The sequence below is a fragment of the Streptomyces sp. NPDC050504 genome, from assembly GCF_044458065.1.
GTDB lineage: Bacteria > Actinomycetota > Actinomycetes > Streptomycetales > Streptomycetaceae > Streptomyces.
In genome coordinates, this window is record NZ_JBITHO010000005.1 from 210,961 (window position 1) to 233,714 (window position 22,754).

Annotated in this window: 24 protein-coding genes; 7 read left to right on the forward strand and 17 right to left on the reverse strand. The window is 73.0% G+C overall.

From position 1 onward, the window contains the following. Positions 1 to 12: 12 nt before the first annotated feature. The gene (locus ACIBNE_RS19885; RefSeq protein WP_399273259.1) at positions 13 to 609 is read right to left on the reverse strand and encodes a hypothetical protein; all 597 of its coding nucleotides are present in this window, start codon (positions 607 to 609) and stop codon (positions 13 to 15) included. Beyond that, positions 602 to 2,212 carry an MFS transporter gene (locus ACIBNE_RS19890; protein WP_399273261.1) on the reverse strand — a complete coding sequence of 537 codons (1,611 nt, stop codon included), beginning with the start codon at positions 2,210 to 2,212 and terminating at the stop codon, positions 602 to 604. The genes ACIBNE_RS19885 and ACIBNE_RS19890 overlap by 8 nt, the downstream gene beginning before the upstream one ends. A 74-nt stretch (positions 2,213 to 2,286) precedes the next feature. Here ACIBNE_RS19890 and ACIBNE_RS19895 point away from each other — a divergent pair, with 74 nt between their 5' ends. Beyond that, positions 2,287 to 2,880 carry a TetR/AcrR family transcriptional regulator gene (locus ACIBNE_RS19895; RefSeq protein WP_399273263.1) on the forward strand — a complete coding sequence of 198 codons (594 nt, stop codon included), beginning with the start codon at positions 2,287 to 2,289 and terminating at the stop codon, positions 2,878 to 2,880. 134 nt (positions 2,881 to 3,014) lie between these two features. Here ACIBNE_RS19895 and ACIBNE_RS19900 read toward each other — a convergent pair whose 3' ends face one another. Both ACIBNE_RS19900 and ACIBNE_RS19905 read right to left on the reverse strand, forming a co-directional pair. Continuing rightward, positions 3,015 to 4,343, reverse strand: a complete 1,329-nt coding sequence (locus ACIBNE_RS19900) for an ABC1 kinase family protein (protein ID WP_399273265.1) — start codon at positions 4,341 to 4,343, stop codon at positions 3,015 to 3,017. Further along, complete coding sequence (locus ACIBNE_RS19905) at positions 4,340 to 4,690, reverse strand: non-heme iron oxygenase ferredoxin subunit (protein ID WP_399273267.1); 351 nt, start codon at positions 4,688 to 4,690, stop codon at positions 4,340 to 4,342. Before ACIBNE_RS19905 ends, ACIBNE_RS19900 begins: the two co-directional genes overlap by 4 nt. Before the next feature lie 164 nt (positions 4,691 to 4,854). Between ACIBNE_RS19905 and ACIBNE_RS19910 the strand changes: the two genes are divergently transcribed. Next, the gene (locus ACIBNE_RS19910) at positions 4,855 to 5,568 is read left to right on the forward strand and encodes a class I SAM-dependent methyltransferase (RefSeq protein ID WP_399273269.1); all 714 of its coding nucleotides are present in this window, start codon (positions 4,855 to 4,857) and stop codon (positions 5,566 to 5,568) included. A gap of 109 nt (positions 5,569 to 5,677) precedes the next feature. Beyond that, positions 5,678 to 6,430, forward strand: a complete 753-nt coding sequence (locus ACIBNE_RS19915; protein ID WP_399273271.1) for a TetR/AcrR family transcriptional regulator — start codon at positions 5,678 to 5,680, stop codon at positions 6,428 to 6,430. 45 nt (positions 6,431 to 6,475) lie between these two features. Here the strand turns inward: ACIBNE_RS19915 and ACIBNE_RS19920 are convergent, their stop codons facing one another. The 4 genes from ACIBNE_RS19920 to ACIBNE_RS19935 form a co-directional block, all read right to left on the reverse strand. Beyond that, positions 6,476 to 6,937, reverse strand: coding sequence for a DUF1772 domain-containing protein (locus tag ACIBNE_RS19920; protein ID WP_399274228.1), 462 nt, complete (start codon positions 6,935 to 6,937; stop codon positions 6,476 to 6,478). 42 nt (positions 6,938 to 6,979) lie between these two features. Next, entirely contained in the window at positions 6,980 to 8,578 is a 1,599-nt protein-coding gene (locus ACIBNE_RS19925; RefSeq protein ID WP_399273273.1) for a von Willebrand factor type A domain-containing protein, read from the reverse strand. Positions 8,579 to 8,710: 132 nt separating this feature from the next. Continuing rightward, positions 8,711 to 9,583: an ABC transporter permease gene (locus tag ACIBNE_RS19930; RefSeq protein WP_399273274.1), complete on the reverse strand. Its 873-nt coding sequence runs from the start codon at positions 9,581 to 9,583 to the stop codon at positions 8,711 to 8,713. Next, a complete protein-coding gene (locus tag ACIBNE_RS19935) occupies positions 9,580 to 12,414 on the reverse strand; it encodes an alpha/beta fold hydrolase (RefSeq protein ID WP_399273276.1) in 2,835 nt (944 codons plus the stop codon). The genes ACIBNE_RS19930 and ACIBNE_RS19935 overlap by 4 nt, the downstream gene beginning before the upstream one ends. 134 nt (positions 12,415 to 12,548) lie before the next feature. On the opposite strand from ACIBNE_RS19935, the gene ACIBNE_RS19940 reads away from it, so the two are divergent. Next, on the forward strand, positions 12,549 to 12,959 hold the full coding sequence (locus ACIBNE_RS19940) for a GNAT family N-acetyltransferase (RefSeq protein ID WP_399273279.1): 411 nt from the start codon (positions 12,549 to 12,551) through the stop codon (positions 12,957 to 12,959). Next, positions 12,959 to 14,245, forward strand: a complete 1,287-nt coding sequence (locus ACIBNE_RS19945) for a pyridoxal-phosphate dependent enzyme (protein ID WP_399273281.1) — start codon at positions 12,959 to 12,961, stop codon at positions 14,243 to 14,245. Before ACIBNE_RS19940 ends, ACIBNE_RS19945 begins: the two co-directional genes overlap by 1 nt. Positions 14,246 to 14,282: 37 nt before the next feature. Here the strand turns inward: ACIBNE_RS19945 and ACIBNE_RS19950 are convergent, their stop codons facing one another. Further along, positions 14,283 to 14,774 (reverse strand): GNAT family N-acetyltransferase, encoded by a 492-nt coding sequence (locus ACIBNE_RS19950; protein ID WP_399273283.1) that lies wholly within the window; start codon positions 14,772 to 14,774, stop codon positions 14,283 to 14,285. Between the two features lie 82 nt (positions 14,775 to 14,856). Beyond that, positions 14,857 to 15,150 (reverse strand): DUF6355 family natural product biosynthesis protein, encoded by a 294-nt coding sequence (locus tag ACIBNE_RS19955; protein WP_399273285.1) that lies wholly within the window; start codon positions 15,148 to 15,150, stop codon positions 14,857 to 14,859. Between the two features lie 282 nt (positions 15,151 to 15,432). On the opposite strand from ACIBNE_RS19955, the gene ACIBNE_RS19960 reads away from it, so the two are divergent. Both ACIBNE_RS19960 and ACIBNE_RS19965 read left to right on the forward strand, forming a co-directional pair. After that, positions 15,433 to 16,557, forward strand: coding sequence for a hypothetical protein (locus tag ACIBNE_RS19960; protein ID WP_399273287.1), 1,125 nt, complete (start codon positions 15,433 to 15,435; stop codon positions 16,555 to 16,557). A 106-nt stretch (positions 16,558 to 16,663) separates the two neighbouring features. Continuing rightward, positions 16,664 to 18,280, forward strand: coding sequence for a hypothetical protein (locus tag ACIBNE_RS19965; protein ID WP_399273289.1), 1,617 nt, complete (start codon positions 16,664 to 16,666; stop codon positions 18,278 to 18,280). Positions 18,281 to 18,388: 108 nt separating this feature from the next. On the opposite strand, the gene ACIBNE_RS19970 is transcribed toward ACIBNE_RS19965, so the two are convergent. From ACIBNE_RS19970 to ACIBNE_RS20000, 7 genes are all read right to left on the reverse strand, one after another. Next, complete coding sequence (locus tag ACIBNE_RS19970) at positions 18,389 to 18,856, reverse strand: hypothetical protein (protein ID WP_399273291.1); 468 nt, start codon at positions 18,854 to 18,856, stop codon at positions 18,389 to 18,391. A gap of 107 nt (positions 18,857 to 18,963) precedes the next feature. Then, positions 18,964 to 19,191 carry a DUF397 domain-containing protein gene (locus tag ACIBNE_RS19975; RefSeq protein ID WP_399273293.1) on the reverse strand — a complete coding sequence of 76 codons (228 nt, stop codon included), beginning with the start codon at positions 19,189 to 19,191 and terminating at the stop codon, positions 18,964 to 18,966. Then, on the reverse strand, positions 19,188 to 19,466 hold the full coding sequence (locus ACIBNE_RS19980) for a hypothetical protein (protein WP_399273294.1): 279 nt from the start codon (positions 19,464 to 19,466) through the stop codon (positions 19,188 to 19,190). The genes ACIBNE_RS19975 and ACIBNE_RS19980 overlap by 4 nt, the downstream gene beginning before the upstream one ends. Positions 19,467 to 19,504: 38 nt before the next feature. After that, entirely contained in the window at positions 19,505 to 20,362 is an 858-nt protein-coding gene (locus ACIBNE_RS19985) for a helix-turn-helix domain-containing protein (RefSeq protein WP_399274230.1), read from the reverse strand. Continuing rightward, positions 20,346 to 20,882, reverse strand: coding sequence for a DUF6879 family protein (locus ACIBNE_RS19990; RefSeq protein WP_399273296.1), 537 nt, complete (start codon positions 20,880 to 20,882; stop codon positions 20,346 to 20,348). The genes ACIBNE_RS19985 and ACIBNE_RS19990 overlap by 17 nt, the downstream gene beginning before the upstream one ends. Beyond that, positions 20,863 to 21,084 (reverse strand): hypothetical protein, encoded by a 222-nt coding sequence (locus tag ACIBNE_RS19995; protein WP_399273298.1) that lies wholly within the window; start codon positions 21,082 to 21,084, stop codon positions 20,863 to 20,865. The genes ACIBNE_RS19990 and ACIBNE_RS19995 overlap by 20 nt, the downstream gene beginning before the upstream one ends. 154 nt (positions 21,085 to 21,238) lie before the next feature. Next, positions 21,239 to 22,741: a CoA-acylating methylmalonate-semialdehyde dehydrogenase gene (locus ACIBNE_RS20000; RefSeq protein ID WP_399273300.1), complete on the reverse strand. Its 1,503-nt coding sequence runs from the start codon at positions 22,739 to 22,741 to the stop codon at positions 21,239 to 21,241. Positions 22,742 to 22,754 lie beyond the last annotated feature (13 nt).

Here is a 22,754-nt window from a genome sequence, read left to right on the forward strand (position 1 = left end):
TCTCATTGCCGCTCATGGCCGCACCCCGCTGCGCGCGTTGCGGGCCGCGGCGGCCAGCCAGTCGTGGCGGATCAGGTTGCTGAAGGGCTCGATCAGCAGCCAGTAGGGGCGGAACCTGCGTACGGAGGCGGGGTCCGTGCCGTACACCCGGGTCTCGGTGTGCAGCAGCGTCCGGCCGCCGTGGGAGGTGACCGAGAAGGCCATCAGCCCCTTGATGTGGCCCGGCTCGTCGAACGCCCGGTACTCGTCGGGCGTCAGCCGCAGCCACTGCTGGCGCAGCTTCCACGGCCGGCCGACGAAGCCGACGACGAAGTCGCCGTCCTGGTCGTCCTGGAGCTCGAACGCCCCCACGCCCTCGTACAGGCCCTCGATGACGCGGTCCTCCTTGGTCAGGTAGCGCTCCTTCTCGCGCGAGGCGATGCGGGAGGGGATGCTGCGCACGAAGACCAGCGGCCGCAGCACGTACATGTCCCCGGGCCGCACTTCGCGCACGGCCCGCGCCGCCGCCGCCGGTTCGGCGTCGACGACCCGCTCGCAGTGGGTGCGCCACTGGTAGCGGGGCAGCCAGTCGTCGCAACTGGCCATCCGCAGGTCCTTGTTGTCACGCATGACGTCCACCTCTCGCGCCCTTCACCTGATGAGATCCGTGCGGGTCCGCTCCGGATACACCCGGGCGGAAGTCTTCGTCGGTTCCCGGGGCCGCCCCGGGGTCCTCCGGTTTCCCGGGCCGTCCCGGGAGGATCAGCGCGGCGGCGACCGCGCCGAGCGCCGTGGCCACCGCGCCGACCGTCAGCGCGTCGCCGAGCCCGTCGGTGAACGCCCGGCGCGCGGCCTCCGCGAGCGCCGCGCCCGCGGGCCCGCCGACCGCGTCGGAGGCGGCCGTGGCGGCGCCGAGGGAGTCGCGCACCGCGTCGGACGCCTGCGGCGGCAGCGCGTCCAGCGGGGGCAGCGCGTCGCGGTAGGAGGTGGTCAGCACGGAGCCGACGCCCGCGATGCCGAGCGCGCCGCCGATCTGCAGCGCCGTGTCGGTGACCGCCGAGCCCGCGCCGGACTGCCCCCGCGGGGCCGCGGCGAGCATGGCGTCGGCGGCGGTCGGCATGGAGAGGCCCGCGCCGAGGCCGAACAGGGCCAGGCTCAGCAGGACCCGGCCCTCGGACGCCTGCCCCGCGCCCGCCATCACCACCAGCGCGGCGGTGATCAGCACCAGGCCGCCCGCGATCACGGCGCGCAGCCCGACGCGGCGGGCGAGCAGGGTGCCCACCGGGGCCGCGGGGACCATCGTGGCGACGGCGAGCAGCCGCAGGCCCGCCTCCAGCGGCTCGTACGCGAGGATGAACTGGAGGTACTGGGTGAGCACGAACAGCGCGCTGTACATCCCGAAGGCGATGGCCAGCACCGCGACGGCGGCGCCCCCGAAGCGGGCGTCCCCGAACAGTCCCGGCGTCAGCAGCGGGTGGGCGGTCGACCGCTCCCAGAAGAGGAACCCGGCGAGCAGCGCGGCGCCCCCGAGGAGCAGGCCCAGCGTCGTGGCGTCGGTCCAGCCGTGCCTCGGCGCCTCCACCAGACCGTAGACGAGCACCGTGAGGCCCGCGACGGAGAGCAGCGCGCCGACCAGGTCGAGCCCGGGGTGGCGCGGTGCGCGGGACTCGGGGACGAGCGCGGCGCCCGCCCACAGGGCGAGGAGCACGACGGGGATGTTGACCAGGAAGACCGAGCCCCACCAGAAGTACTCCAGGAGCAGTCCGCCGATCACGGGCCCCAGCGGTACGCCGATGGCGGCCGTGCCCGCCCAGATGCCGACGGCCTTGGCCTGTTCGTCGGCGGGGAAGACGTCCTTGATGACGGCGAGCGTCGCGGGCATGATCATCGCCGCGCCGACGCCCATGGCCGCGCGCATCGCGATGAGCGTGCCGGTGTCCCCCGCGAAGGCGGCGCCCAGCGAGAACGCCCCGAAGAGCGCCATGCCGAGCAGCAGCAGGCGCCGGCGGCCGAAGCGGTCGGCGAGGCTGCCGCAGAGCAGCAGGAGCCCGCCGAAGGTCAGCGTGTAGGAGTCGACGGTCCACTGGAGCTCGGCCCCGGTGGCGCCGAGGTCCAGCTGGATCTTCGGCAGGGCCAGGTTGAGCACGAGGTTGTCCAGGCTGATCAGCACGAGGCTGATGCAGAGCACGGCGAGGATCTTCCAACGGTGCCGGTGGACGGCTGCGCGGTCCATGCACACCCCCCTGGGGATGGTCGCGAGAGTTACGATACCCGAGTTCCGGAACGACAGTATCGTATAGTTGCCCCATGGCGAGTCAGCGCCTGGGACGCCCCAGGGACACCCAGATCGACGGCACGGTCCTGGCCGCCGCCCGCGAGATGCTCACCGAGGTCGGCTTCGCCGGGGTGACCATGGACGCGGTCGCCGCACGGGCCGGGGTCGGCAAGGCGGCGATCTACCGCAGGTTCGGCTCCAAGGCGGAGCTGCTGTTCGCGGCGGCCGTGCACGGCATGGACATAGAGCCGCCGCCGGACACCGGCTCGCTGCGCGGCGACATCAGGGCGATGGCCGGGCTCGCGCACGAGCGCCTGTCGGCACCGGCCGCGCGGGTCGTGACGCCCGCGCTGATGACGGAGATGGGCCGCGATCCCGCACTGGTCGCGCGCTTCCAGGACACCTTCATCGCGCAGGAGCACAAGGACCTCACGGAGATCGTGCGGCGCGCGGAGGCGCGGGGGGAGCTGCCGCCGGGACAGGATCCGACGCTGGCCCACCTGCTGCTGGGCGGCCCGCTGTTCCTCGCCCTGTTCGCGTTCCACCACCCGGTGGACGGGCCGCTGCTGGACGACCTCGCGACGGTGATCGCGGAGGGCCTGATCGCGAAGGGGCGGGAGGGGTAGGGGCGGGGGGGCGAAGGGGCGCGGGGAACCGCGCGATCTCCTGACGCCCCCGGCAGGGTTTCGGGAACGGGCGGGGCGGGTCCCGCCGCGGGCGAAAACGGCGCCCCCGGGCAACGGGACCCGCCCCCGTACCGCTACACCCCAGCGAACCCCGGCAGGGCCCTCTCCGCCTCGGCGCGGTACGCGATCCGCGCCCCGAGCTGGCTCAGCATCCCCAGCTCGCTGATCCACACGCGCTGCACCAGCGCGTACTCCGGCGGCATCCGCAACCGCGCCCTGATCAGCTCCGCGTCGTCGGAGAACGCCGCGCGCCCCATCATCTCGCGCATCCACTCCCGGTCGAAGGTGAACTCCTCCGTGGCGAGCGGCCGCGCCATCAGCTCGAACGACCCCAGCAGCCACCCGAAGTCGTCCGCGTCCGCACCGCCCGCCGAGGGCTTCAGCATCCCCGCCTCCCGCATGACCTCCCCGAGCCGCGCCGCGTCGTCGTCCACGCACGCCCGCATCGCCCGCCCGATCCACGGCGGCAGCCCGTCGGGCAGCCGGGCCACGGCGCCGAAGTCCATGACCCCGAGCCGCCCGTCGGGCGTGAGCCGGTAGTTCCCCGGGTGCGGATCGGCGTGCAGCAGGCCCGCGCGCTCGGGACCCGCCAGCGAGAACCGCGCCAGCAGCAGCCCGAGCCGGTCCCGCTCCTCCCGCGTGCCGTCCGCCATCACGGCCGACACCGGCTCGCCCGCCAGCCACTCGGTGACCAGCACCCGCTCGGTGCCCGCCACCACGCGCGGCACGAAGAAGTCCGGGTCGTCGGCGAACGCCTTCGCGAACACCCGCTGGGACTCCGCCTCCTGGACGTAGTCCAGCTCCTCGACCATCCGCTCGCGCAGCTCCGCCAAGATCTCCTTGGCGTTCATCTCGCCGCCGGTCACCCGGTCCAGGATCCAGCCGATCCTGGTGAGGTGGCCCAGGTCCGAGGCCAGCGCCTCCCCCGCACCGGGGTGCTGCACCTTGACCGCCACCTCGGTGCCGTCGCGCCACCGCGCCCTGTGCACCTGCCCGATCGACGCCGTCGCGACCGGCTTGTCGGCGAACTCCGGCAGGTCGGCGCGCCAGTCCTCGCCCAACTGCTCGCGCAGCACCTGGTGCACGGCGCGCGCGGGCAGCGCGGGCCCCGCCTCCTGGAGGCTGGTCAGCGCCGCCCGGTAGGGCTTCACCAGGCCCTCCGGCAGCCCGCTCTCCATCACGCTGAGCACCTGCGCGAACTTCTGCGCACCGCCCTTGAGTTCACCGATGACCGCGAAGAGCTGCTTGGCGGTGCGCTCCTCGATCTCGGCGCGGATCGCCTCCTCGGCGCCGCCCGCGATCCGCCGCGCGAGGCCGAACGCGGTCCGGCCGGCGAACCCCAGCGGCAGCGTCGCCACCTTCAGGGACCGCCGCACCGCCCCCTTCGGCAGCTCCCCGCTCACCGGGCCGCACCCCCCGGGGCCCGGGACAGCAGCACGTCCCCGTCCACCACGCGCACCGCGAAGACCTCCACCGGGTCGACCGCGGGGAGGTCGAGGGCCGCGCCCGTGCGCAGGCAGAACCGGCTGAAGTGCCAGGGGCACTCGATGGCCGCCCCCTCCAGCTCGCCGTCGGACAGCGCCGCCTCCTCGTGGCTGCACTCGTCGCGCACCGCGTACACCTCGCCGTCCACGTTGGCGAGCAGCACCTTCACGCCGTCGAAGTCGACGCTCAGCGTCTCCCCGACCGGTACGTCCGCCGCTCCCGCCACGCGTATCGCGCCCGCGGTCCCGATCTCCGTGCTCTCCATGAAGTCCACCTTTCCCTCGGGCCGCAAGGACTGCGGGCCACAGCCGTCCTGTCTCAGGAGATCCGCGCGCGGCGCGCCCGGATACACCTGATGCGCATGTGTGAAGCGGGGGTGATCGGCCCCCCGGCAGGCCCTAGGATCGGGCCCGACGACCGGGGGGAACGATGGAACGACAGCCCGCTCGCGGCCGGGACGAGGCGGGGGCCAGGACCGCGGCCGCCGCCTACACCGCGCCCGTGCTCGCCTTCTACGACCTGTCCGTGCTCGGCGTGGTCAGCCCGCTGGTGTGGCGCTGCCCGCGGTCCGCGATGGACGCGCTCTACGGCCTGCACGTCTCCGGCCGGCACATCGACGTCGGGCCGGGCACCGGCACGTTCCTCGACCGCTGCGCGTTCCCCGTCGCGGACCCGCGCCTCGCGCTGGTCGACCTCAACCCGACCGTGCTCAGGACGGCGGGCGACCGGCTGCGCCGCTACCGCCCGACGCGCCACCTGTGCGACGTCCTGGCGCCGTTCGAGCTGACCGGCCCCGAGGGCGCCGACGGGCGCGCGGACCCCGGGCGCGAGCGCTTCGCCTCCGCCTCGCTCAACTTCGTACTGCACTGCCTGCCCGGCACGATGGCCGAGAAGGCGACCGTCTTCGACCACCTGCTGCCGCACCTGGAAAGCGGCGCACGGGTCTTCGGCAGCACCGTGCTCGACCGCGGGGTGCGGCACACCCCGTTCTCCCGCGCGCATATGGAACTCCTCAACCGCCGGCGGATCTTCCACAACCGGGGCGACTCGCTGGACGGCCTGAGGGGCGAACTCGACCGCAGGTTCTCGGGTGTCGACGTGTCGGTACGAGGAACGGTCGCGCTCTTCGCCGCCACCGTCTAGACGGCCCGGCAGGTTGCTGCCAGAAAGATCACCGTTCCGCTCCGGGTCTGGGCGGCGACGGCACCATGGAGGCAGGACCCGTCAACACGCGGGAAACAGGGGAGAGTTCATGACGGTGCAACTGGTCGGACGTTCCCGGCGCCAGCAGCAGCGGCGCGCGACCATCGACGACATCAAGCAGGTCGCGCGCGAACTGCTGGTCGACGAGGGCGTCGACAGCGTGACGATCCGCGCCATCGCCCGCCGCAGGGGCATGACGGCCCCCGCGGTCTACCGCTACTTCACCAGCCACGAGGAGCTGCTGGGGAGCCTGCGCGACGACGTGTTCGCCGAGATCTCCCGCCACGTCCGGAACGCCTGCGCCGACCTCGCGCCCGACGACACGCCGCGCCGCCTGATCACCACGAGCCGGGCCCTGCGCCGCTGGGTGCTCGACCATCCGAACGAGTTCGAGCTGCTCCTCGCCCCCACCGGCATCTGCCAGTCCCACGACGCCGAAGGCCCGCTCGGCCGGGACTCGGGTCGGGTGTTCGGACAGCTCTTCGCCGACCTGACGGCCGAGCTGTGGCGCTCCCACCCCTTCCCCGTCGGCCCGCCGGGCTCGCTCCCCCCGCAGCTGCACGAGCAGTTGGACCGGCTGCGCTCGCCGCACCACGAGGACCTCCCGGTGGAGGCCGTCGCGGTGATCCTGCGGCACTGGCTGCGGCTGTACGGGCTGATCTGCATGGAGGGCGTGGGCCACCTGCGCTTCGCCCTGGGCGACAGCTCGCTCTTCTTCGAGCACGAACTCGCCGACGTCTGCCGGAGCCTGGGCATCGGCCACCTGTACGCCCCGCCCGCCGACCGCCCGGCCACCGACTGACCGCCCGCCGGCCGCCCGTCGGCCGTCCACCGGCCGGGCGGCGCGCTACTTCAGCGCGGCGGCCGTCAGCAGCCCGAACGACGCGAGGACCAGCAGCGTGCGCACCAGGTGCAGCCGGTTCCAGCGCGCCTCGAACGCGGCCCGCACCACGTCCGCCGCCTGCCCCTGGTTCGAGGCGAGCGCGGTGTTCAGCGGAACGTTCCCGCCGATCGTCACCAGGTGGTTGAGGACCGCGCAGACCAGCCCCGCCACGATCAGCCACCGCTGCGCGTCGCCGCGCCCGTCGACCGGGAAGGCGAGCGCGAGCGCGGGCAGGACGACGACCCCGGCGAAGACGGTCATGAACACCGCCTTGGGCACGTGCACGTTGATCAGCCGCATGACGTGGACGAACTGCTCGTCCGTCAGCCGGGCGAGCGCGGGCATGATCCCGGTCAGGAAGATCAGCATGAATCCGGCGTAGAGACCGGTGGATACGACGGCGAGGGCGAGCAGCACGGTGGCCATGGCCATAGACCTACCGTGCCGCCGCCCCCGCCGCCAGCGAATTCAGTCCCTGGGCAGCTCGCCCTCGCCCAGTCCCCGCGCCTGCCCGATCGCGTCCGCCAACTGCCGTACGGCGCCGTCCTCGACGCTCGTTGCGAGCCTGCGCGCCTCGCGCTCAAGACCGGCCAGCGGCGGCACTCCGGGCGGCGCGGTGCTGCCGCGCAGCGCCTCGGCGAAGTACGCGGCGACGGCCGTCACCTGGAGCCGCTCGCCCGCCTCGCCCCACAGCCCGCCCTTGAGCGCGGCGGCGTCGACCGTGCCCGACTCCTCGTGCGGGGCGCGGGACTTGGGGTCGAGCCAGCGGACGGTCGCCTCGGCGACCCGCCCGCGCGCGCCCTCGCGCAGCTGCACGGCGTAGAGCGCGGTGACGGTGTGGCCGGGCCCGACCTCGCCGCCGTCCACCGAGTCGTCGCGGAAGTCGTCGTCGGCGACGTCCCGGTTCTCGTACCCGATCAGCCGGAACCGCTGGACCGTCCTGCGGTCGAAGGCGACCTGCGCCTTGGCGTCGCGGGCGCGCAGCTCGATGTGGCCGGGCAGCTGGGTGACGAAGACCTTGCGGGCCTCGGCCTCGTTGGAGACGTAACTGGTGTGCCCGTCGCCCCTGTTGGTCAGCTTCTCCATGAACGCGTCGCCGTAATCGCTGCCGACTCCGACGCCGAACAGCGTGATCCCGTACTCCTTCCGCTCCTCCTCGACGCGTTCGAGGATGCCGTCCGCGTCGGTGTCGCCGGTGTTGGCGAGGGCGTCGGAGAGCAGGACGACGCGGTTGTTGGCGCCCTTCCTGAGGCCGTCGACGGCCTCGTCGTAGCCCCGGGTGATCCCGGCCTCGACGTTGGTGGAGTCGGTCGCCTCCAGCTCGTCGATCTCGTCGTGGATCCGGCCCCTGTTGCCGCCGACGCGGGTCGCCCCGAGCCGGGTCTCGGCCTCGCCGCTGAAGGTGACCAGCGCGATCGAGTCGTCGTCGCGCAGCTCGTCGGTGAGCAGCCCGAGCGACTTCCGCACGAGGTCCAGGCGGCCCGGCTCGGCCATCGACCCCGAGACGTCCACGACGAAGGTGAGGGCGGCGGGCGGCCGTTCGGCCGTGCGGGCCGCCGGACCCGTGGCGAGGCCGACGCGCAGCAGCGACCAGTCGCCGGGCCCGGTCCCCTCGGGTGCCCGTGCGCCGTCCATGGTCACCGAGAAGCCGTTGCCCTTCGGGCGCCGGTAGTCCTGGCGGAAGCTGTTGACGAACTCCTCGGGCCTGACCTTGCCCGGCTCGGGCCGCCCGCCGTCGGCGAGCGTGCGCCGCGCGTAGCCGTAGCTCGCGGTGTCGACGTCCAGCGCGAAGGTGGAGAGGTAGTCGGGCGGCGCCGGATCGCGCGCCTGGTCCCCCTCGGCCGTCCCGTCGGCGGGCGCCCGGCTCGCCTGCCCGCCGCCGGGCGCCTTCGCCCCGCCCTCGCGGGCCGCCCCGCCGCCCGCGCCCGGCGCCCTCCCGCCGTCGGCGGACGAGCCGCCGCTCTGCGCACTGCATCCGGCCGCCGTGAGCAGCAGCCCGCCCACGAGCGCGGCCACCACCCCCGTGCGCACGCCCCCGGCCGTCCTCTTCCGCACAGTCGGTCCCATCCCAAGCCCCCTCGGTCCGTACGTCAGCACTTGTGAATGTGACGCGCGGGACGGCCGGGAGGAGCCGACGAAAGCGTTGCGGAACGATCTCGAAGCCGCAACGGGGAGCGGACGAGCACCTTCAGGACACCGTCAGGACACGATGTCCTTGCGGCCGAACCCCCGGAAGGCCAGCGCGAACAGCACCAGCGCGTACGCCACGGAGACCGAGGCGCCCTTGGCCATCCCGCCCCACTCCAGCTGCGGCTGGAGCGCGTCCGCCCAGGCGAACTGCCAGTGCGCGGGCAGGAATTCGCGCCAGTCGCCGAGCGCGGTCACCGCGTCCAGGACGTTGCCGACGATCGTCAGGCCGACCGCGCCGCCGACCGCGCCCAGCGGCGCGTCCGTCTTGGTGGACAGCCAGAACGCCAGCCCGGCCGTGACGAGTTGGGAGACGAACACGAAGGCGACGGCGAGCGCCAGGCGCGGCACGGTGTCCGAGGCGGGCAGCGTGCCGCCGGTCGGCAGCTCCAGCGGCCCCCAGCCGTACGCGGCCGTGCCCACCGCGAGCCCCACGACCGGCAGCAGCACCATCGCGGCGAGGCCGAAGCCCAGCGCCACCACCAGCTTGGACGCCAGCAGCCTGGCCCTGGGCACGGGCGCGGCCAGCAGGTAGCGCAGCGACGACCAGCCCGCCTCCGCGGCCACGGTGTCCCCGCAGAACAGCGCGACCGGGATGACCAGCAGGAACCCGGAGGAGACCAGCAGGCAGGTCGCGGCGAAGTTGGCGCCGGTCGCGGTCGCGGTGTCCATCAGGGTGATCCGGTCGTTCCTGCCGCCCGGCTCGCCGCCCACCGCGAAGGCGATCAGCAGCACGAACGGCAGGGCGGCGAGGACCGCGCCCATCACCAGCGTGCGCCTGCGCCCCAGCTGGCGCAGTGCCTCCACCCGCAGCGGCAGGGTGTGCCCGGCGCGGTAGCCGGGCGCCTGGGCGGCCTCCCTCGGCGTCTCCCGGGTCGTCGTCATGCGGGGGTGCCTCCGATCAGGGTGAGGAACGCGTCCTCCAGGCGGCGGTGCGGGCCCACACCGGTCAACGGGACGTCGAGGCGGACCAGTTCGGCGATGAGCGTGCTCGCGCTCGCCCCGTCCAGCCGCACCAGCAGGCCCTCGTCGCCCCGGGTCGCCGAGCCGATGCCGGGCAGCGCGGCGATCTTCTCGACCACGGCGTCCCCGACGGGCTCCGCGGTGGTGACGAGCAGCGCGCTGCCCTCCCCGGTGATCTCGGCGACGGGCCCGGCCTGGACGAGGCGGCCCCGGTCCATCACGACCAGGTGCGTGCAGGACTGCTCGACCTCGGCGAGGAGGTGGCTGGAGACGATGACGGTGCGGCCGCCCGCCGCGTACCGGATCATCACGTCCCGCATCTCGCGGATCTGCGGCGGGTCGAGGCCGTTGGTCGGCTCGTCGAGGATCAGCAGGTCGGGCAGGCCGAGCATGGCCTGCGCGATGGCCAGGCGCTGGCGCATGCCCTGGGAGTACGTGCGCACCGCGCGCTCCAGGGCCGTGCCGAGCCCGGCGATCTCCAGGGCCTCCTCGACGTGCGAGTCCTCGGCGGGGCGGCCGGTCGCGCGCCAGTACAGGTCCAGGTTCTCCCGCCCGCTGAGGTGCGGCAGGAAGCCCGCGCCCTCCACGAACGCGCCGACCCGCGAGAGGACGGGCGCGCCGGGGCGGATCGCGTGGCCGAAGACCCGGATCCCGCCGTCGTCGGGCGCGATGAGGCCCATCAGCATGCGCAGCGTGGTCGTCTTGCCCGCGCCGTTGGGCCCGAGCAGCCCGAGCACCTGGCCCTTCTCGACGCGGAAGGACAGGTCGCGCACGGCGTACCGGTCGGCGGACCTCGCGTACTTCTTGCTCAGGCCGGTGATCTGGAGCGGCACTCCGGCCAGCTCCGGGTCGGGCGCCGGGGTCGCGGCGCGGCGCCGCGCGGAGAGCAGCAGCGCGGCCGCGACGACTGCGGCGGCCAGCGGCAGCCCCCACACCCAGGCGGGCAGCGGGGCGGCGGCCGTGCGGACGCCGGGCGCGGTGGGCACGGACAGCGGGGACGCCAGGGCCACGGTGTACGGGGCGGGGGCGGCCGGGGACGCGTAGCCGAGGTCGGTGGCGGCGACGACCAGGCGCAGCCGGTGGCCCGCGGCCACCTCGTGGTCGATCGCGGGCAGCGTGAGCGCGACGTCCTCGCCGTCCCGCGCGCCCCGGACCCTGACCGGCGCGACGAGCTGGGCGGGCAGGACCTGGGAGCGCCCGTCGGGCCCGACGTCGTACAGCTTCCCGAAGAGCACGGCGTCGCCGCCGGGCGCGGTGACCTTCAGGCGCACGGTGGGCGAGCCGGTGACGCGGGTCGAAGCGGCGAGCGGCTCCGAGGTGAAGGCGCCGTACTGGCCGGGGAAGTCGACAAAGAGGCCGACGCCGAGCGAGGACAGCTGGGCGAGGCCGCCGCCGACGCCGGGCACGGTGGAGATCGCGGGCGGTCCCGCGCCCGCCGGGTTGTGGAACGTCTGCGCCCGGCCGGTCAGTTCGACCTTCCGCCGCCCCGCCGCGAGCCCCGGGTAGCTCGCGCCGTCCGCGCCGCGCAGCACGGCGGCGCCGTCGGTGGAGTCGACGCCGCCGGTGCGGCTGACGCGGAAGGCGGGCCCGGTGTCGGCGCCGTCGTCGTCCTTCAGGTACCGGTCGAACCAGCGCGTGACGCGCTTCTCGATCCGGGAGTCCTCGTTGTCGCCGCCGTCGTGGCCGCCCGCGATCCAGTCGACGGCGACGGGCGCGCCGTTCGCCTTGAGCGCGGCGGCCGCCGCGTCGGCGTGCCCGAGCGGGAAGAGCGAGTCGCGCTGCCCCTGGACGACGAGCGCGGGCACCTTGAGGCGCGACGCGACGGCGACGGGGCTGCGCTCGCGCAGCATGTCGTACGCGGCGGCGTCGGGCTTCCCGGAGACGGCGACGCGCTGGTACATGGCGCAGAGGTCGGCCGCGAACCGCCCGCAGGCCCCCGCAGTGGGCGGGCGTTGCGCGGGGGCGGAACGGGTGGGCGCGGCGGAACCCGCGCGAGCGGACCCGCCCCCGCCCTGCCGTTCGCCCGGGGCGCCCGCGCCCTCGGGCGCCTCCCCCGTACCCGCACCCGTGCCCGCACCCGCGTCGAGCGCTCCGCCGGCCGTGAAGAGGAGCCCCGCCCACAGCTTCTTGAACACCCCGCCGGGGAACATCGCCTCCCCGAGGTCCCAGTACGTCACGCGCGGAGCGATCGCGTCGACCCGCGCGTCGTGCCCCGCCGCGAGCAGCGAGATCGCGCCCCCGTACGACGCCCCGGTCACGCCCACGCGCGGATCGCCCGCCTTGTCGAGCCGCACCTCGGGCCGCTCCGCGAGCCAGTCGACGAGCGCGGAGACGTCCCGCACCTCGCGGTCGGGCGCGTTCAGCCCGATCGTCCCGCCGGACGCCCCGAACCCCCGCGCCGACCAGGTCAGCACCGCGTACCCGGAGCGGGCCAGCGCCTGGGCCTGCTCGCGCACGTCGTCCTTGGAGCCCCCGAAGCCGTGCCCGACGAGGACGGCGGGCCTGCGCCCTGCGCCGCCCGCGGTGAAGTACGAGGTGTCGATCCGCACCCCGTCGGCCATCACGGCGGTCCGGTCCAGCCGCCGCACCGGGGGCCCGCTGTCGTCGGCGACCGCGGCCCACGTGCCGCCGCCCGCCACGAGCACGACGCCCACGACGAGACCCGCGAGCAGGCGCCCGCGCGGCCGTCCGCGAAGGCGCCCGCGAAGGCGCCCGCGCAGCGAGCCGCGCGGCCTGCGAAGGGAGTTCTCCATGAACGAACCCTATGCGGCCCCCCGCGCCTCCTAGACTGCCGCGAGACGGAACCCACCGGCCTCCCCGGGAAGTACGGGGCCCGCGGACCGTACTGCGGACGCGGTACGACCGCCTCCGAGGAAGGACCCCACGCATGGAGATCCGCCGAGCCACGACGGTCACCGAACTCACCGCGGCCGGTCACCTCTACGACGGCCCGGCGCGCCCCGAATGGGCCGAGAGGTTCCTCGCCGCCGACGGCCACCTGATGCTGATCGCCTACACGGACGGCCGCCCCGTCGGCTTCGTGTCGGGCGTCGAGATGGTCCACCCGGACAAGGGCACGGAGATGTGCCTGTACGAACTGTCGGTCGACGAGGAGCACCGTCGGCGCGGCGTGGGCCGGGCGCTCTGCGAGGCGCTGGAGACGGTCGCGAGGGAACGCGGCTGCTACGACATGTGGGTCGGCGTGGACCCGGCCAACACGGCGGCGCTGGCGACGTACCGGGCGGCCGGCGGCAAGGACGACGAACGGTTCGCCACGATCACCTGGGAGTTCAACTGATGCGGCAGGCAGAACAGCGGGAGCCGACCACCGGGCGCGCGGCGGTAAAGGCGGCCGGGCCGTCCCTGGCCACGGCCCAGCGCTCGCTGCGCGACCCCTCCGTCACGTACCCGCTCTGGCCCCCGCTGACCGAGGGCTGCCCGGTCACCAGCACCCCGGTGACGGCGTTCCCCGCCGAGGTGGACTACGCCTACGACGAGGTCCCCGCGGACCTGTTCACCGCGCCACCGCCGCCCGGCGTGCGGGGCCACGAGCGCTGGGCGCCGCTGCTGCCGCCGCTGCGCGCGCCGGGCCTCGCGGAGGGCGGCACCCCGCTGGTCCCGCTCGCCGACGGCGTGTACGTCAAGGACGAGTCCCGCAATCCGACGTGGAGCCACAAGGACCGGCTGAACCGGATCACGGTGAGCGCGGCGGTCGGCGCGGGCGCGCCCGGCGTCATCGTCGCCTCGTCCGGCAACCACGCGGCGTCGGCCGCCGCGTACTCGGCGCGCGCGGGCCTGTCGTGCGTGGTGCTGGGCTCCGCTGGGGCGCCGCCCGCGATGGAGGCGTTCTTCCGGGCGTACGGCGCCGCCGTGCTGACGGTCCCCGAGCCCGCCCGCTGGCCGCTGATGCGCCGGATCAACGAGCGCCTGGGCTACCACCCGGTCAGCAACCTCACCCCGAGCGCCCACACCGGGCACGCCTTCGGCGCGGAGGGCTACAAGACCCTCGCGTACGAGCTGTTCGCGGACCTGGGCCGGGTCCCGGCCGCGGTGTTCGTGCCGACCGGCTACGGCGAGCTGCTCTTCGGGATCTGGAAGGGCTTCGACGAGCTGGTGCGCCTGGGCGTCGCGGAGCGCGCGCCGAAGCTGTACGGCTGCGAGCCCGCGGCGGGCGGTCCGCTGGCGGCCGCGGTGCGCTCGGGGGCGCCAGCGGCGACCGTGGAGGTCGGGCCCACCGACGCGTACGGCATCTCCTGCGCGGTCGGCGGCTACCGGGGGACGCTCGCGGTGTCCCGCAGCGGCGGGGACGCGCTGCTGGTCACGGACGAGGAGATGCGCGCGGCGCAGGCGGAGCTGACGGGGGCCGGGCTCTGGGCGGAGCTGTCGGGCGCGGCGGGCCTCGCGGGGCTGCGGCGGCTGCCCGGCCTGCCGCGGCTGCTGGCCGAAGGGCCCGTGGTGTGCGTGTCGACGTCGAGCGGGTTCAAGGACAAGCGGCTCGCCGTGGACGCGACGCCGCCGCTCGACCCGGAGGACTGGGGCGCGGTCACGGGCGCGCTGAAGGCGGCGGGCATCGACCTGTCCTGAGAGCCGGTGCCCGAAAGAAGCAGAAGAAGCAGAGGTCCTAGAGCTTCAGGTGCATCCCGTGCACGTCGACGTAGCCGTGCACGGGGTGGTTGAAGCCCTCGGGCAGCGTGCCGATGATCTCGAAGCCCAGGGACTCGTACAGCTTCACGGCCCGGGTGTTCGACGCGACGACCGCGTTGAACTGCATGGCGCGGTAGCCGGACGCCCGCGCCCAGTCGACCGTGTGCGCCACGAGCGCGCGGCCCACGCCCCTGCCCGAGCGGGCCGGGTCGACGAGGTAGGTGGCGCTGGCGATGTGGGAGCCGTTGCCCTGGTGGTTGCGGTTCATCTTGGCGGTGCCCAGGACCGCGCCGGTCTCCTCGTCGACGGCGACGACGGTGCGGTCGGGGGCCGCGAGGTACCACCAGCCGCGCGCCTCCTCCCGGCCGAGGTCGGTCGGATAGGTGAGCGTCTCGCCCGCGGCGACGATCTCGTGGAAGAACGGCCAGATGGCGTCCCAGTCGTCGGCGACGGCGTCCCTGATCAGCATGCGGGACAGGATACGGAGGGCCCGGCCGCCGTCGGACACGGGCCGGGCCCGGGGGCGGAACGCCCCGGGCCCGGCCCGCCGTTCAGCAGGTGCGGCCGATGTACCAGGCGCCGTCGACGTCGCCCGCCTCGCCGATCCAGGTGGTGCCGGGGCCGACGCACTGGACGGTGTTGGGGCCCCAGTCGTCGATCTCGATCAGGATGTGCGAGCCGTCGCTCGTGCAGTGGTTGTAGTAGGCGTCGCTGGACGTCTCGAAGAATCCGCACGGGTTCCTGGCCGAGTCCACGGGGGACGGCGCGGCCGACGCGGTGGCCGAGAGTCCGAGCAGCAGGGTGGCGGCGCCGAGGACGACCGGCAGGGAACGGCGAATGCGCATGGGAAAGCTCCTTCTCGTCGTGGAACGACGTGCCCGGGTCCTGACCTCCCGTGCACACGGAGAGCTTCGCGTCGATCACTCTGGGTAGTCACTCGAACTCACTCGTACGGCTGATTGAATTCACCGGTTCGGAGGCGAAGGTGTTTCAGTGACGGCGGTGTTGAGCTGGGGCGGAAGGGGCTCGGGCGGCTCCGGTCGCGTTCGAACGCCTCCGCCGCACGGCGGAGGCGGCTGGTTCACGCGGTGGATGTGGCGGGCCCCGACCCGGGCCAGCCTGGGGGCATGGAGACCCTGACGCACGCCTCGACGCCCGGCGAAGCCCCTCCGCCGACGGCCGCCCCGGAGTCCCGGCGGGGCCGCTGGCCGCACCGGGTGCCGCACGCCGCCGCCGTCTGGGGTCTGCTGTGCGCGCTGACGCAAGGCGGCTGGGCGGTGACGGGCACCGCCGTGCCGTGGCGCCCCGACGCCCCGTACCCGGCGGACATCCAGGTGTGTTACGCCGCCCTGGCGCTGCTCGCCGCGGGCGCGGCGGCCTCCGTGCCGCACCCGCGCTCCCCCGGCGGGCGCGGTGCGGTGACCGCCGGGCTGGTGCTGACGCTCGCGGTCTGCGCGGTCAACGTGATAGGGCTGCCCGCGTACTTGGTGACCCTGCTGTCGGGCGGCGGCGTGGAGAGCGCGACGGGGCTCGCGCACGTCGCGCTCTACTCGGCCGGCGCCTGTCTGGTGCTGCCGACGCTGCTCGTGCACCGCCGCCGGGGCCTGGGCCGCTGCCCGCGCTGCGGCGCCGCGCACCAGGGCACCGGCACGGGCGCGTTGATCCATCCGGAGCGGGCGGACGCGCCGCGCGGGACGCTGGTCGCGGCGTACGCGCTGCTGTGCGGGCTGCTGCCGTGGTCCGCGGTCAAGACCTGGTGGACGCTGGGCGGCGACGCGCTGGGCGTCACGGCCGAGGAGTGGGCGGCCTCGGGCGAGCGGGGGTCGGACGCCGCCCGGTCGCTGGCGTCGGCGGGCGTCGACGTGACGGTGCTCGCGGCGGCCCTGGGGGTGTTCCTGGCGCTGGGTCTCGTGCACCGCTGGGGCGCGGTGTTCCCGCGCTGGACGCTCCCGCTGTCGGGCACGCGGGTGCCGAGGCTGCTGCCGCTGGTCCCGGCGTGGCTGGTGGGCGTGCCGCTCGCGGCGTACGGGACGCTGCTGACGATCGGGGCGGCGCTGAGCGCGACGGGCGCGATCCCCGCGTTCGAGGCCCAGGAGGGCTTCAGCCCGGCGGGCCTGACCTGGATGGTCCTGTTCGGCGGGCTGGCGTTCGGTGGGCTGGGCGGGAGCCTGCTGGTGGGGGCGCGGTCGTACGCGGCACGGACGCGTCCGGTCTGCGCGGCCGCGAACTCCCCGGCCGAAAAGGCCCGTTAAGGGCACGTCAGGGGCCAACCGCCCGTTTCGAAACTCCTTGCATGCCGCACGCGAGTTCTGGAACCGTGTCCACTTCCCCCCACGGACGCAACGGAAGGCCCGCCCCTTGTCCCGCAGCAAGCGCACTTCGCTCCGCCGCACGCGCGCCGCCTGGCTCTCCGTCACCGCGGCCGCCGCGCTGACGGCCACCGGCCTCTCCCTGCCCGCGCGGGCCGACGACCCGCCCCCGCCGGGCGCGGGCGCCGACTCCTGGGTCCAGGACCCGCTGACCGCCGAGGCGCCGCCCGCGCCCGCGGCCGCGTTCCCCGGCCCCGGCGCCAAGGCCGACCCCGCCGGGTTCACGCTCCAGGCGGGCGCCATGAACGCCGAGACCACCAGGCGCGTCGACCGGCTCGACGCCGTACTGCCCAAGCTGGGCGTGCAGAACATCCTCGCGTCGGCCAACCGCACGGCCCGGCCCTGGTGCGACGACCCCGAGGACCCGTTCGGCTCGGCGCCCCGGCCCGACGTCAAGTACTGCCTCAAGGAGGACGACGCCAAGAGCCGCGAGTGGATACCCCAGGCCGTCACCGGGGTCTCCGACGCGCGGCAGGAGGAGGACTGGGGCGCGGCGAAGGACATCCAGCTCTTCGCCTCGTACGACGGCTGGGACCCGGGCCGCGACAGCAACGACAACGGCAAGGGCGACTGCAACCCGGACGAGCTGGAGAAGCAGGACGCCTGCAACCAGAAGGGCGTCCGCGTCTCCTTCGTCCACACCCGCCCCAACCCGGTCACCGGCCGCGTCGAGACGGCCTACCGCCACGTCCTGCTGGCCTGGGCGTACGAGAACGGCGCGGACCACATCTCCTTCGACGCCGTGCACGCCTCCGAGAAGACCCTCCAGAAGGGCGTCCACGCCGGGGGCATGGTCTGGTACGGCAACTTCCTGTACCTCGCCGACACCCGCAACGGCATCCGCGTCTTCGACATGCGCAGGATCATGGACCTGGACCCGGACGGCGACCCCGCCACGCACGACGCGGTGGGCGCCGACACCGACGGCGTGAAGACGAAGGCCAACACCGAGGACAAGACGAAGGTCGGCCGCCACGACAACGTCTGGTACAGCTTCGGCTACCGCTACGTCATGCCGCAGGTCGCCGCCTGGAAGTTCAAGGCACCGCAGCAGAACCCGTCGGCCAAGGACGGCGACAAGCTCAAGTACGCCTGCACGGACGTGAACGCGCCCAAGGCCTCGTACCTCTCGCTCGACCGCAGCACCGAGCCCGACCGGCTGGTCATGGGCGAGTACTGCCGCCCCTACGGGGACTACAAGTCCACCGGACGCGTCGCCTCGTACAAGGTCGCGGACCTGGAGGCGCGCAGCGGCGAGGCGAAGGCCCAGGGCTGGGCCAACTTCCTGCCCAGGCCCGGCCTCCAGGGCCTTGCCGTCAGCGGCGGCAAGTTCTACTACAACGAGAGCAGGGGCGTGGCCAAGAACGGCTACCTGTGGCGCGCGCACCTGGACGACTCGGGCAGGCTCGTCGAGAACCCGAAGCCGATCGAGACGGCGACGGGCCCCGAGGACCTCTACATCGAGCGCGGCGCCGACCGCCTGTGGTCGGTCTCCGAACACAGCAAGTACGCGGTCAACGCGAACGACCCGGTGAACACACCGTGCGGCTCGCTCTGCGCCCGCGTGCTGTACGCGCACAAACTGAGCTGGGTCGACGCCCAGTGACGCGCTGAGCGCACGGAAGGGGCCCCCGATCCGGTCGCGGATCGGGGGCCCGGCCGAGAGAGACATGCCCCAGGACGACCGCAGGCGCTTCGGCGGACTGTGAGCCCGCTATGCCGAGGCCGGGCACGGTAGCTCTGGCTCCATCCTGTTGCGGCAGGTGACCAGAGCCAGGCTCAGAAACTGGCTCTGCCCCACGTAGAAGCCGAGGGAGACGTCGCCACCCCACGACAGCCGTTCGGTTGCCTCGGACACGTGGAGCGCCGACGTCGTACTGTCCTGGTCGCTCTGGGAGCGGAAGCGCGGGACGTACTCGGTCAGACGCTCACCGAGCCATTCCGCAGCCTGCTCCGGGTGCTCCCACGTCCCCCGGATGCGCTGGGGCGGCTTCATGAGCCAGTGCGCCGTCTGGATGGGAGGCAGGTCCCCCTTACGGAACTCCTCCGCCGCCTCCGTGTACCGCTGGGTGAGCTTGTGGCCGTTCGTGTCGTCCGCGCCGGTGGGTGTGGGCGGTGGGTCCGGGTGCGGTGGCCGCCTGTGCCCCTCCTTGTCGAACTGCTTCTTTTCCCCCAGCCACATGTATCCGTGCTGGTGCAACTCGGCTTCCTGTTCGTGGAGTTGAGAACGGTGGGGGCCAGCCGGCCCCGGCCCGCGCCGGAGGGGGCGAGACGGGGCCGAAGGAGCGGTCAGGCAGAGACCGTGAAGCGGGCCGGGTCGATACCGGCCGCGTCCAGCTCCGCCGTGGTGAACCGCAGCGGCGCCACGTCCGGGCGCTTGCTGTCACCCAGGGCCCAGGCGTCGGGGCCGATCTTGGCGAGGGTGGCGCACGCCTCGCCGTCGGGGTGGGTACTGCCGCCGCACGCCTTGTTGAAGACGGCGGTTTCGGGCGTGGGGAGGTCGTACAGGTCGGTCATGGGTGTGCCTTCCTGATGGCTGCGTCAGCTGTCGCAGGGCCCCTTGCCCTGAACAGCGCGTGGAACAGCGAGCGAGGAGCCCCCGAAGCCTCGGCGAGCTGTTCTTGCAGCAGCTCGGCCCCGGAGGGCAGGAGCACCATTTCGGTGCCGGTGACGTGTTCCCCATTTCGGGCAATCCACATAGGAACGTGAACGTTCCCGTTCTTACTCAGGTATGCCTTGCGGCTCGAAATGAGGCCGAGTCGCCGGCCGGTGCGTTCCTGTTCGCTCGCCATGAATCCATCATCCGAGCCCAACGGAACCATTGGAAGCGTCAGTTACGTTGACGCATAAACTCGGATGCCGCCTCATTGAGGAACACGGAAGCGGCCTCACCGGTCAGAGCGTGCGACCAGAACAAGTCGAACAGGTTCAGGTGGTGGATGACATCACGAGGATCACGCAGCACCACTTCCCCGGAAAAGAGTTCGATCGTGACAAGCCGGTCGTCATATACGACGAAGATGTTCATGGGTGTGCCCGGAACCCGGGCCGGCTGCGGAATGATGCCGAGCTGAACATTCGCCTTCTCGTTCACCTCGGCCATATGCGCGCACTGCGCGGCCATGACCTCAGGTGCCGCACGCTGCCACCTGACAGCCTGCTCGGTCATCAGGAAGAAGAACGAGCGGGACGCGTCATCCAAGAGCCTCTGCCGCTCCATGCGTGCGTTGACGGCCCTAATCACGTCACGTGCGGGGTCGCCGTCGACGGTGGGCGACAGGGTGGCTACCGCATAGTCCCAAACGTGCAGCAGGCCAGTAGGGATCGCAGGCAGGAAGTACCGCATCACCCGCGACGAGGATTCGAGAGCCTTCAGCTCGGCTTGTTTGTGATGGAGCCCGAACCGCGCGTACGCGCGCCAAGAGGCGTAGTCGACATTAGCTCTGCGGGCGAGCCGAAGCATCTCTTCCGAAACTTCGACCGGCACATCTAGGGCTTTGAGGATGCGTTCAACATCGAGGACGGTCGGCAACGCCCGTCCGGTCTCAATGCGGCTGATCTTTGTCTGACTCATGTTGCAGCGAAGCGCGAGGCGTTCGCCGCTCAAACCAGCAGCGCGGCGGAGGCTTCGAAGAGCCCCCGCCAAATCTCTACGCTCCTGCGCTTGTGTCTCAGGTTCGATAGGCACCGAATGGGACTGCGCTTTCAAGTGCCAGGTCCCGCCAGGCAAGATATTTGCCGATGTCGGGGTTCTGGATCAGTTCGCGGTTTATCTGCGTCCCGTCGGAACGGTAGTTCAGGTGGACCACAGTGGTCTCGTCGAAGAGCCAGAAATCCTGCTCAGGGATTCCTGAATTCGGCCTCTCGGTCACATCCACTATCTGGTAGCCCTCTCCGGCCGAGACGTTGCCGGGGATGCACCACTCGAAGAGGTAGCGGCTGTAGTCCGTGAGCGGACGACGCACGATCTTGGCCCGCGTCATCCTGCGCCCGGCCGTGGCGTGGTCGCGGATCAGGTCGTGCCACTGGACGTTGAAGCCCTCCGGCATCTGCTCACCCGCGAGGAACCCGCGAACCGTCTCAGCCTCGGCAGGCATGGTGTAGGTCTGGTGGACCTCCAGACGGAAAGCGGAGCGCTTGAAGTCCCGGAAGTACGACTGCCACTCGTCGCCGTCCAGGTAGATCGGGCTAGAGCCAGCCTCGGGCACGCGCGGCCTCCTTCAGGATCTCTTCGGGGATGAGTACGACCGACTCGCCCTCGGGCGTCTGGTGCACCACGTCGTAGCCCTGAATCGCCAACATCGCGGGGTCCGGCGTCTCGTACACGGTCGGGCAATCACCATTCCCGCACCGATCGTCTTCGTCGCCGCTCCTGCACGGCCCGCCAGCGATCACGCGCAGTTCGTCCACTGAGACCCCCTCCGGTCCGTGTGAGCAGCAAGCTACGGAGCGTCCTGCCCTCGCCACAAGAGCGGCGAGCGTCTAGTCACGTACTCGCATAGACCGGCTGGTGCGAGTAAGGCCCCGCCGGCCGAAGCCAGCGGGGCCCCTTCGCCGTTGCGCGTCAGTGGTTGCGCGGGAAGCCCAGGTCCACGCCTGCGGGGGCGTCGGCCGGGTCGGGCCAGCGGGTCGTGGTGACCTTGCCGCGCGTGTAGAAGTGGATGCCGTCGTTGCCGTAGATGTGGTGGTCGCCGAAGAGCGAGTCCTTCCAGCCACCGAAGGAGTGGTAGCCCACCGGCACCGGGATCGGCACGTTGATGCCGACCATGCCCGCCTCGACCTCCAGGTTGAAGCGGCGCGCCGCGCCGCCGTCCCGGGTGAAGATCGCGGTGCCGTTGCCGAACGGCGAGGCGTTGATGAGGGCCAGGCCCTCCTCGTACGACTCCACGCGCAGCACGCACAGCACCGGGCCGAAGATCTCGTCGCGGTACGCGTCGGAGTCCGTGGAGACCTCGTCCAGCAGCGAGAGGCCGATCCAGTGGCCGTTCTCGTGGCCCTCGACGGTGTAGCCGGTGCCGTCGAGCACGACCTTCGCGCCCTGGGCGGCGGCGCCCGTGACGTAGGAGGCGACCTTGTCGCGGTGGGCGGCGGTGATCAGCGGGCCCATCTCGGACGCCGGGTCGTTGCCGGGGCCGATCTTGATGGCCCGCGCGCGCTCGGCGATCTTCTCGACCAGCGCGTCGCCGGCCGAACCGACCGCCACGACGGCCGAGATGGCCATGCAGCGCTCGCCCGCGGAGCCGTACGCCGCCGAGACCGCCGCGTCGGCCGCCGCGTCCAGGTCGGCGTCCGGCAGGACCAGCATGTGGTTCTTGGCGCCGCCCAGCGCCTGCACGCGCTTGCCGTTGGCGGAGGCGGTGGTGTGGATGTAGCGGGCGATGGGGGTGGAGCCCACGAAGGAGACCGCCGCCACGTCCGGGTGCGCCAGGAGCGCGTCGACCGCGACCTTGTCGCCGTGCACGACGTTCAGCACGCCGTCCGGCAGACCGGCCTCCGCGGCCAGCTCCGCCAGCCGCACGGCCGCCGACGGGTCCTTCTCGCTGGGCTTGAGCACGAAGGTGTTGCCGCAGGCGACGGCCAGCGGGAACATCCACATCGGCACCATCGCGGGGAAGTTGAACGGCGTGATGCCCGCGACGACGCCCAGCGGCTGCCGGATCGAGGAGACGTCCACGCGGTTGGAGACCTGCGTGGACAGCTCGCCCTTGAGCTGCGTGGTGATCCCGCAGGCCAGCTCGACGATCTCCAGGCCGCGGGCGACCTCGCCCAGCGCGTCGGAGTGCACCTTGCCGTGCTCGGCGGTGATCAGCTCGGCGATCTCGTCGCGGTGGGCGTCCAGCAGCGCGCGGTACTTGAACAGCACGGCGGTGCGGGCGGCCAGCGAGGAGGTGCCCCAGGTCGCGTACGCGGCCCTGGCGGCGGCGACGGCGGCGCCGACCTCCTCGGTGGAGGCGAGCGCGACGCGCGTGGTGACCTCGCCCGTCGCCGGGTCCGTCACCGGGCCCCAGTTGCCGGACGCGCCCTCGACGGTCTTCCCGCCGATCCAGTGGTTGACGGTCTTCGTCATGACGTACGTGCTC

Excerpts from the sequence above, each read along its gene's own strand:
- ACIBNE_RS19970 (WP_399273291.1), bottom strand. The coding sequence starts at position 18,856 with ATGTGGCTGGGGGAAAAGAAGCAGTTCGACAAGGAGGGGCACAGGCGG.
- ACIBNE_RS19885 (WP_399273259.1), bottom strand. The coding sequence starts at position 609 with ATGCGTGACAACAAGGACCTGCGGATGGCCAGTTGCGACGACTGGCTG.
- ACIBNE_RS19920 (WP_399274228.1), bottom strand. The coding sequence starts at position 6,937 with ATGGCCACCGTGCTGCTCGCCCTCGCCGTCGTATCCACCGGTCTCTAC.
- ACIBNE_RS19925 (WP_399273273.1), bottom strand. The coding sequence starts at position 8,578 with ATGGGACCGACTGTGCGGAAGAGGACGGCCGGGGGCGTGCGCACGGGG.
- ACIBNE_RS19915 (WP_399273271.1), top strand. The coding sequence starts at position 5,678 with ATGACGGTGCAACTGGTCGGACGTTCCCGGCGCCAGCAGCAGCGGCGC.
- ACIBNE_RS19980 (WP_399273294.1), bottom strand. The coding sequence starts at position 19,466 with ATGGCGAGCGAACAGGAACGCACCGGCCGGCGACTCGGCCTCATTTCG.
- ACIBNE_RS19895 (WP_399273263.1), top strand. The coding sequence starts at position 2,287 with ATGGCGAGTCAGCGCCTGGGACGCCCCAGGGACACCCAGATCGACGGC.
- ACIBNE_RS19960 (WP_399273287.1), top strand. The coding sequence starts at position 15,433 with ATGGAGACCCTGACGCACGCCTCGACGCCCGGCGAAGCCCCTCCGCCG.
- ACIBNE_RS19940 (WP_399273279.1), top strand. The coding sequence starts at position 12,549 with ATGGAGATCCGCCGAGCCACGACGGTCACCGAACTCACCGCGGCCGGT.
- ACIBNE_RS19935 (WP_399273276.1), bottom strand. The coding sequence starts at position 12,414 with ATGGAGAACTCCCTTCGCAGGCCGCGCGGCTCGCTGCGCGGGCGCCTT.
- ACIBNE_RS19910 (WP_399273269.1), top strand. The coding sequence starts at position 4,855 with ATGGAACGACAGCCCGCTCGCGGCCGGGACGAGGCGGGGGCCAGGACC.
- ACIBNE_RS20000 (WP_399273300.1), bottom strand. The coding sequence starts at position 22,741 with ATGACGAAGACCGTCAACCACTGGATCGGCGGGAAGACCGTCGAGGGC.
- ACIBNE_RS19945 (WP_399273281.1), top strand. The coding sequence starts at position 12,959 with ATGCGGCAGGCAGAACAGCGGGAGCCGACCACCGGGCGCGCGGCGGTA.
- ACIBNE_RS19950 (WP_399273283.1), bottom strand. The coding sequence starts at position 14,774 with ATGCTGATCAGGGACGCCGTCGCCGACGACTGGGACGCCATCTGGCCG.
- ACIBNE_RS19905 (WP_399273267.1), bottom strand. The coding sequence starts at position 4,690 with ATGGAGAGCACGGAGATCGGGACCGCGGGCGCGATACGCGTGGCGGGA.
- ACIBNE_RS19975 (WP_399273293.1), bottom strand. The coding sequence starts at position 19,191 with ATGACCGACCTGTACGACCTCCCCACGCCCGAAACCGCCGTCTTCAAC.
- ACIBNE_RS19930 (WP_399273274.1), bottom strand. The coding sequence starts at position 9,583 with ATGACGACGACCCGGGAGACGCCGAGGGAGGCCGCCCAGGCGCCCGGC.
- ACIBNE_RS19955 (WP_399273285.1), bottom strand. The coding sequence starts at position 15,150 with ATGCGCATTCGCCGTTCCCTGCCGGTCGTCCTCGGCGCCGCCACCCTG.
- ACIBNE_RS19890 (WP_399273261.1), bottom strand. The coding sequence starts at position 2,212 with ATGGACCGCGCAGCCGTCCACCGGCACCGTTGGAAGATCCTCGCCGTG.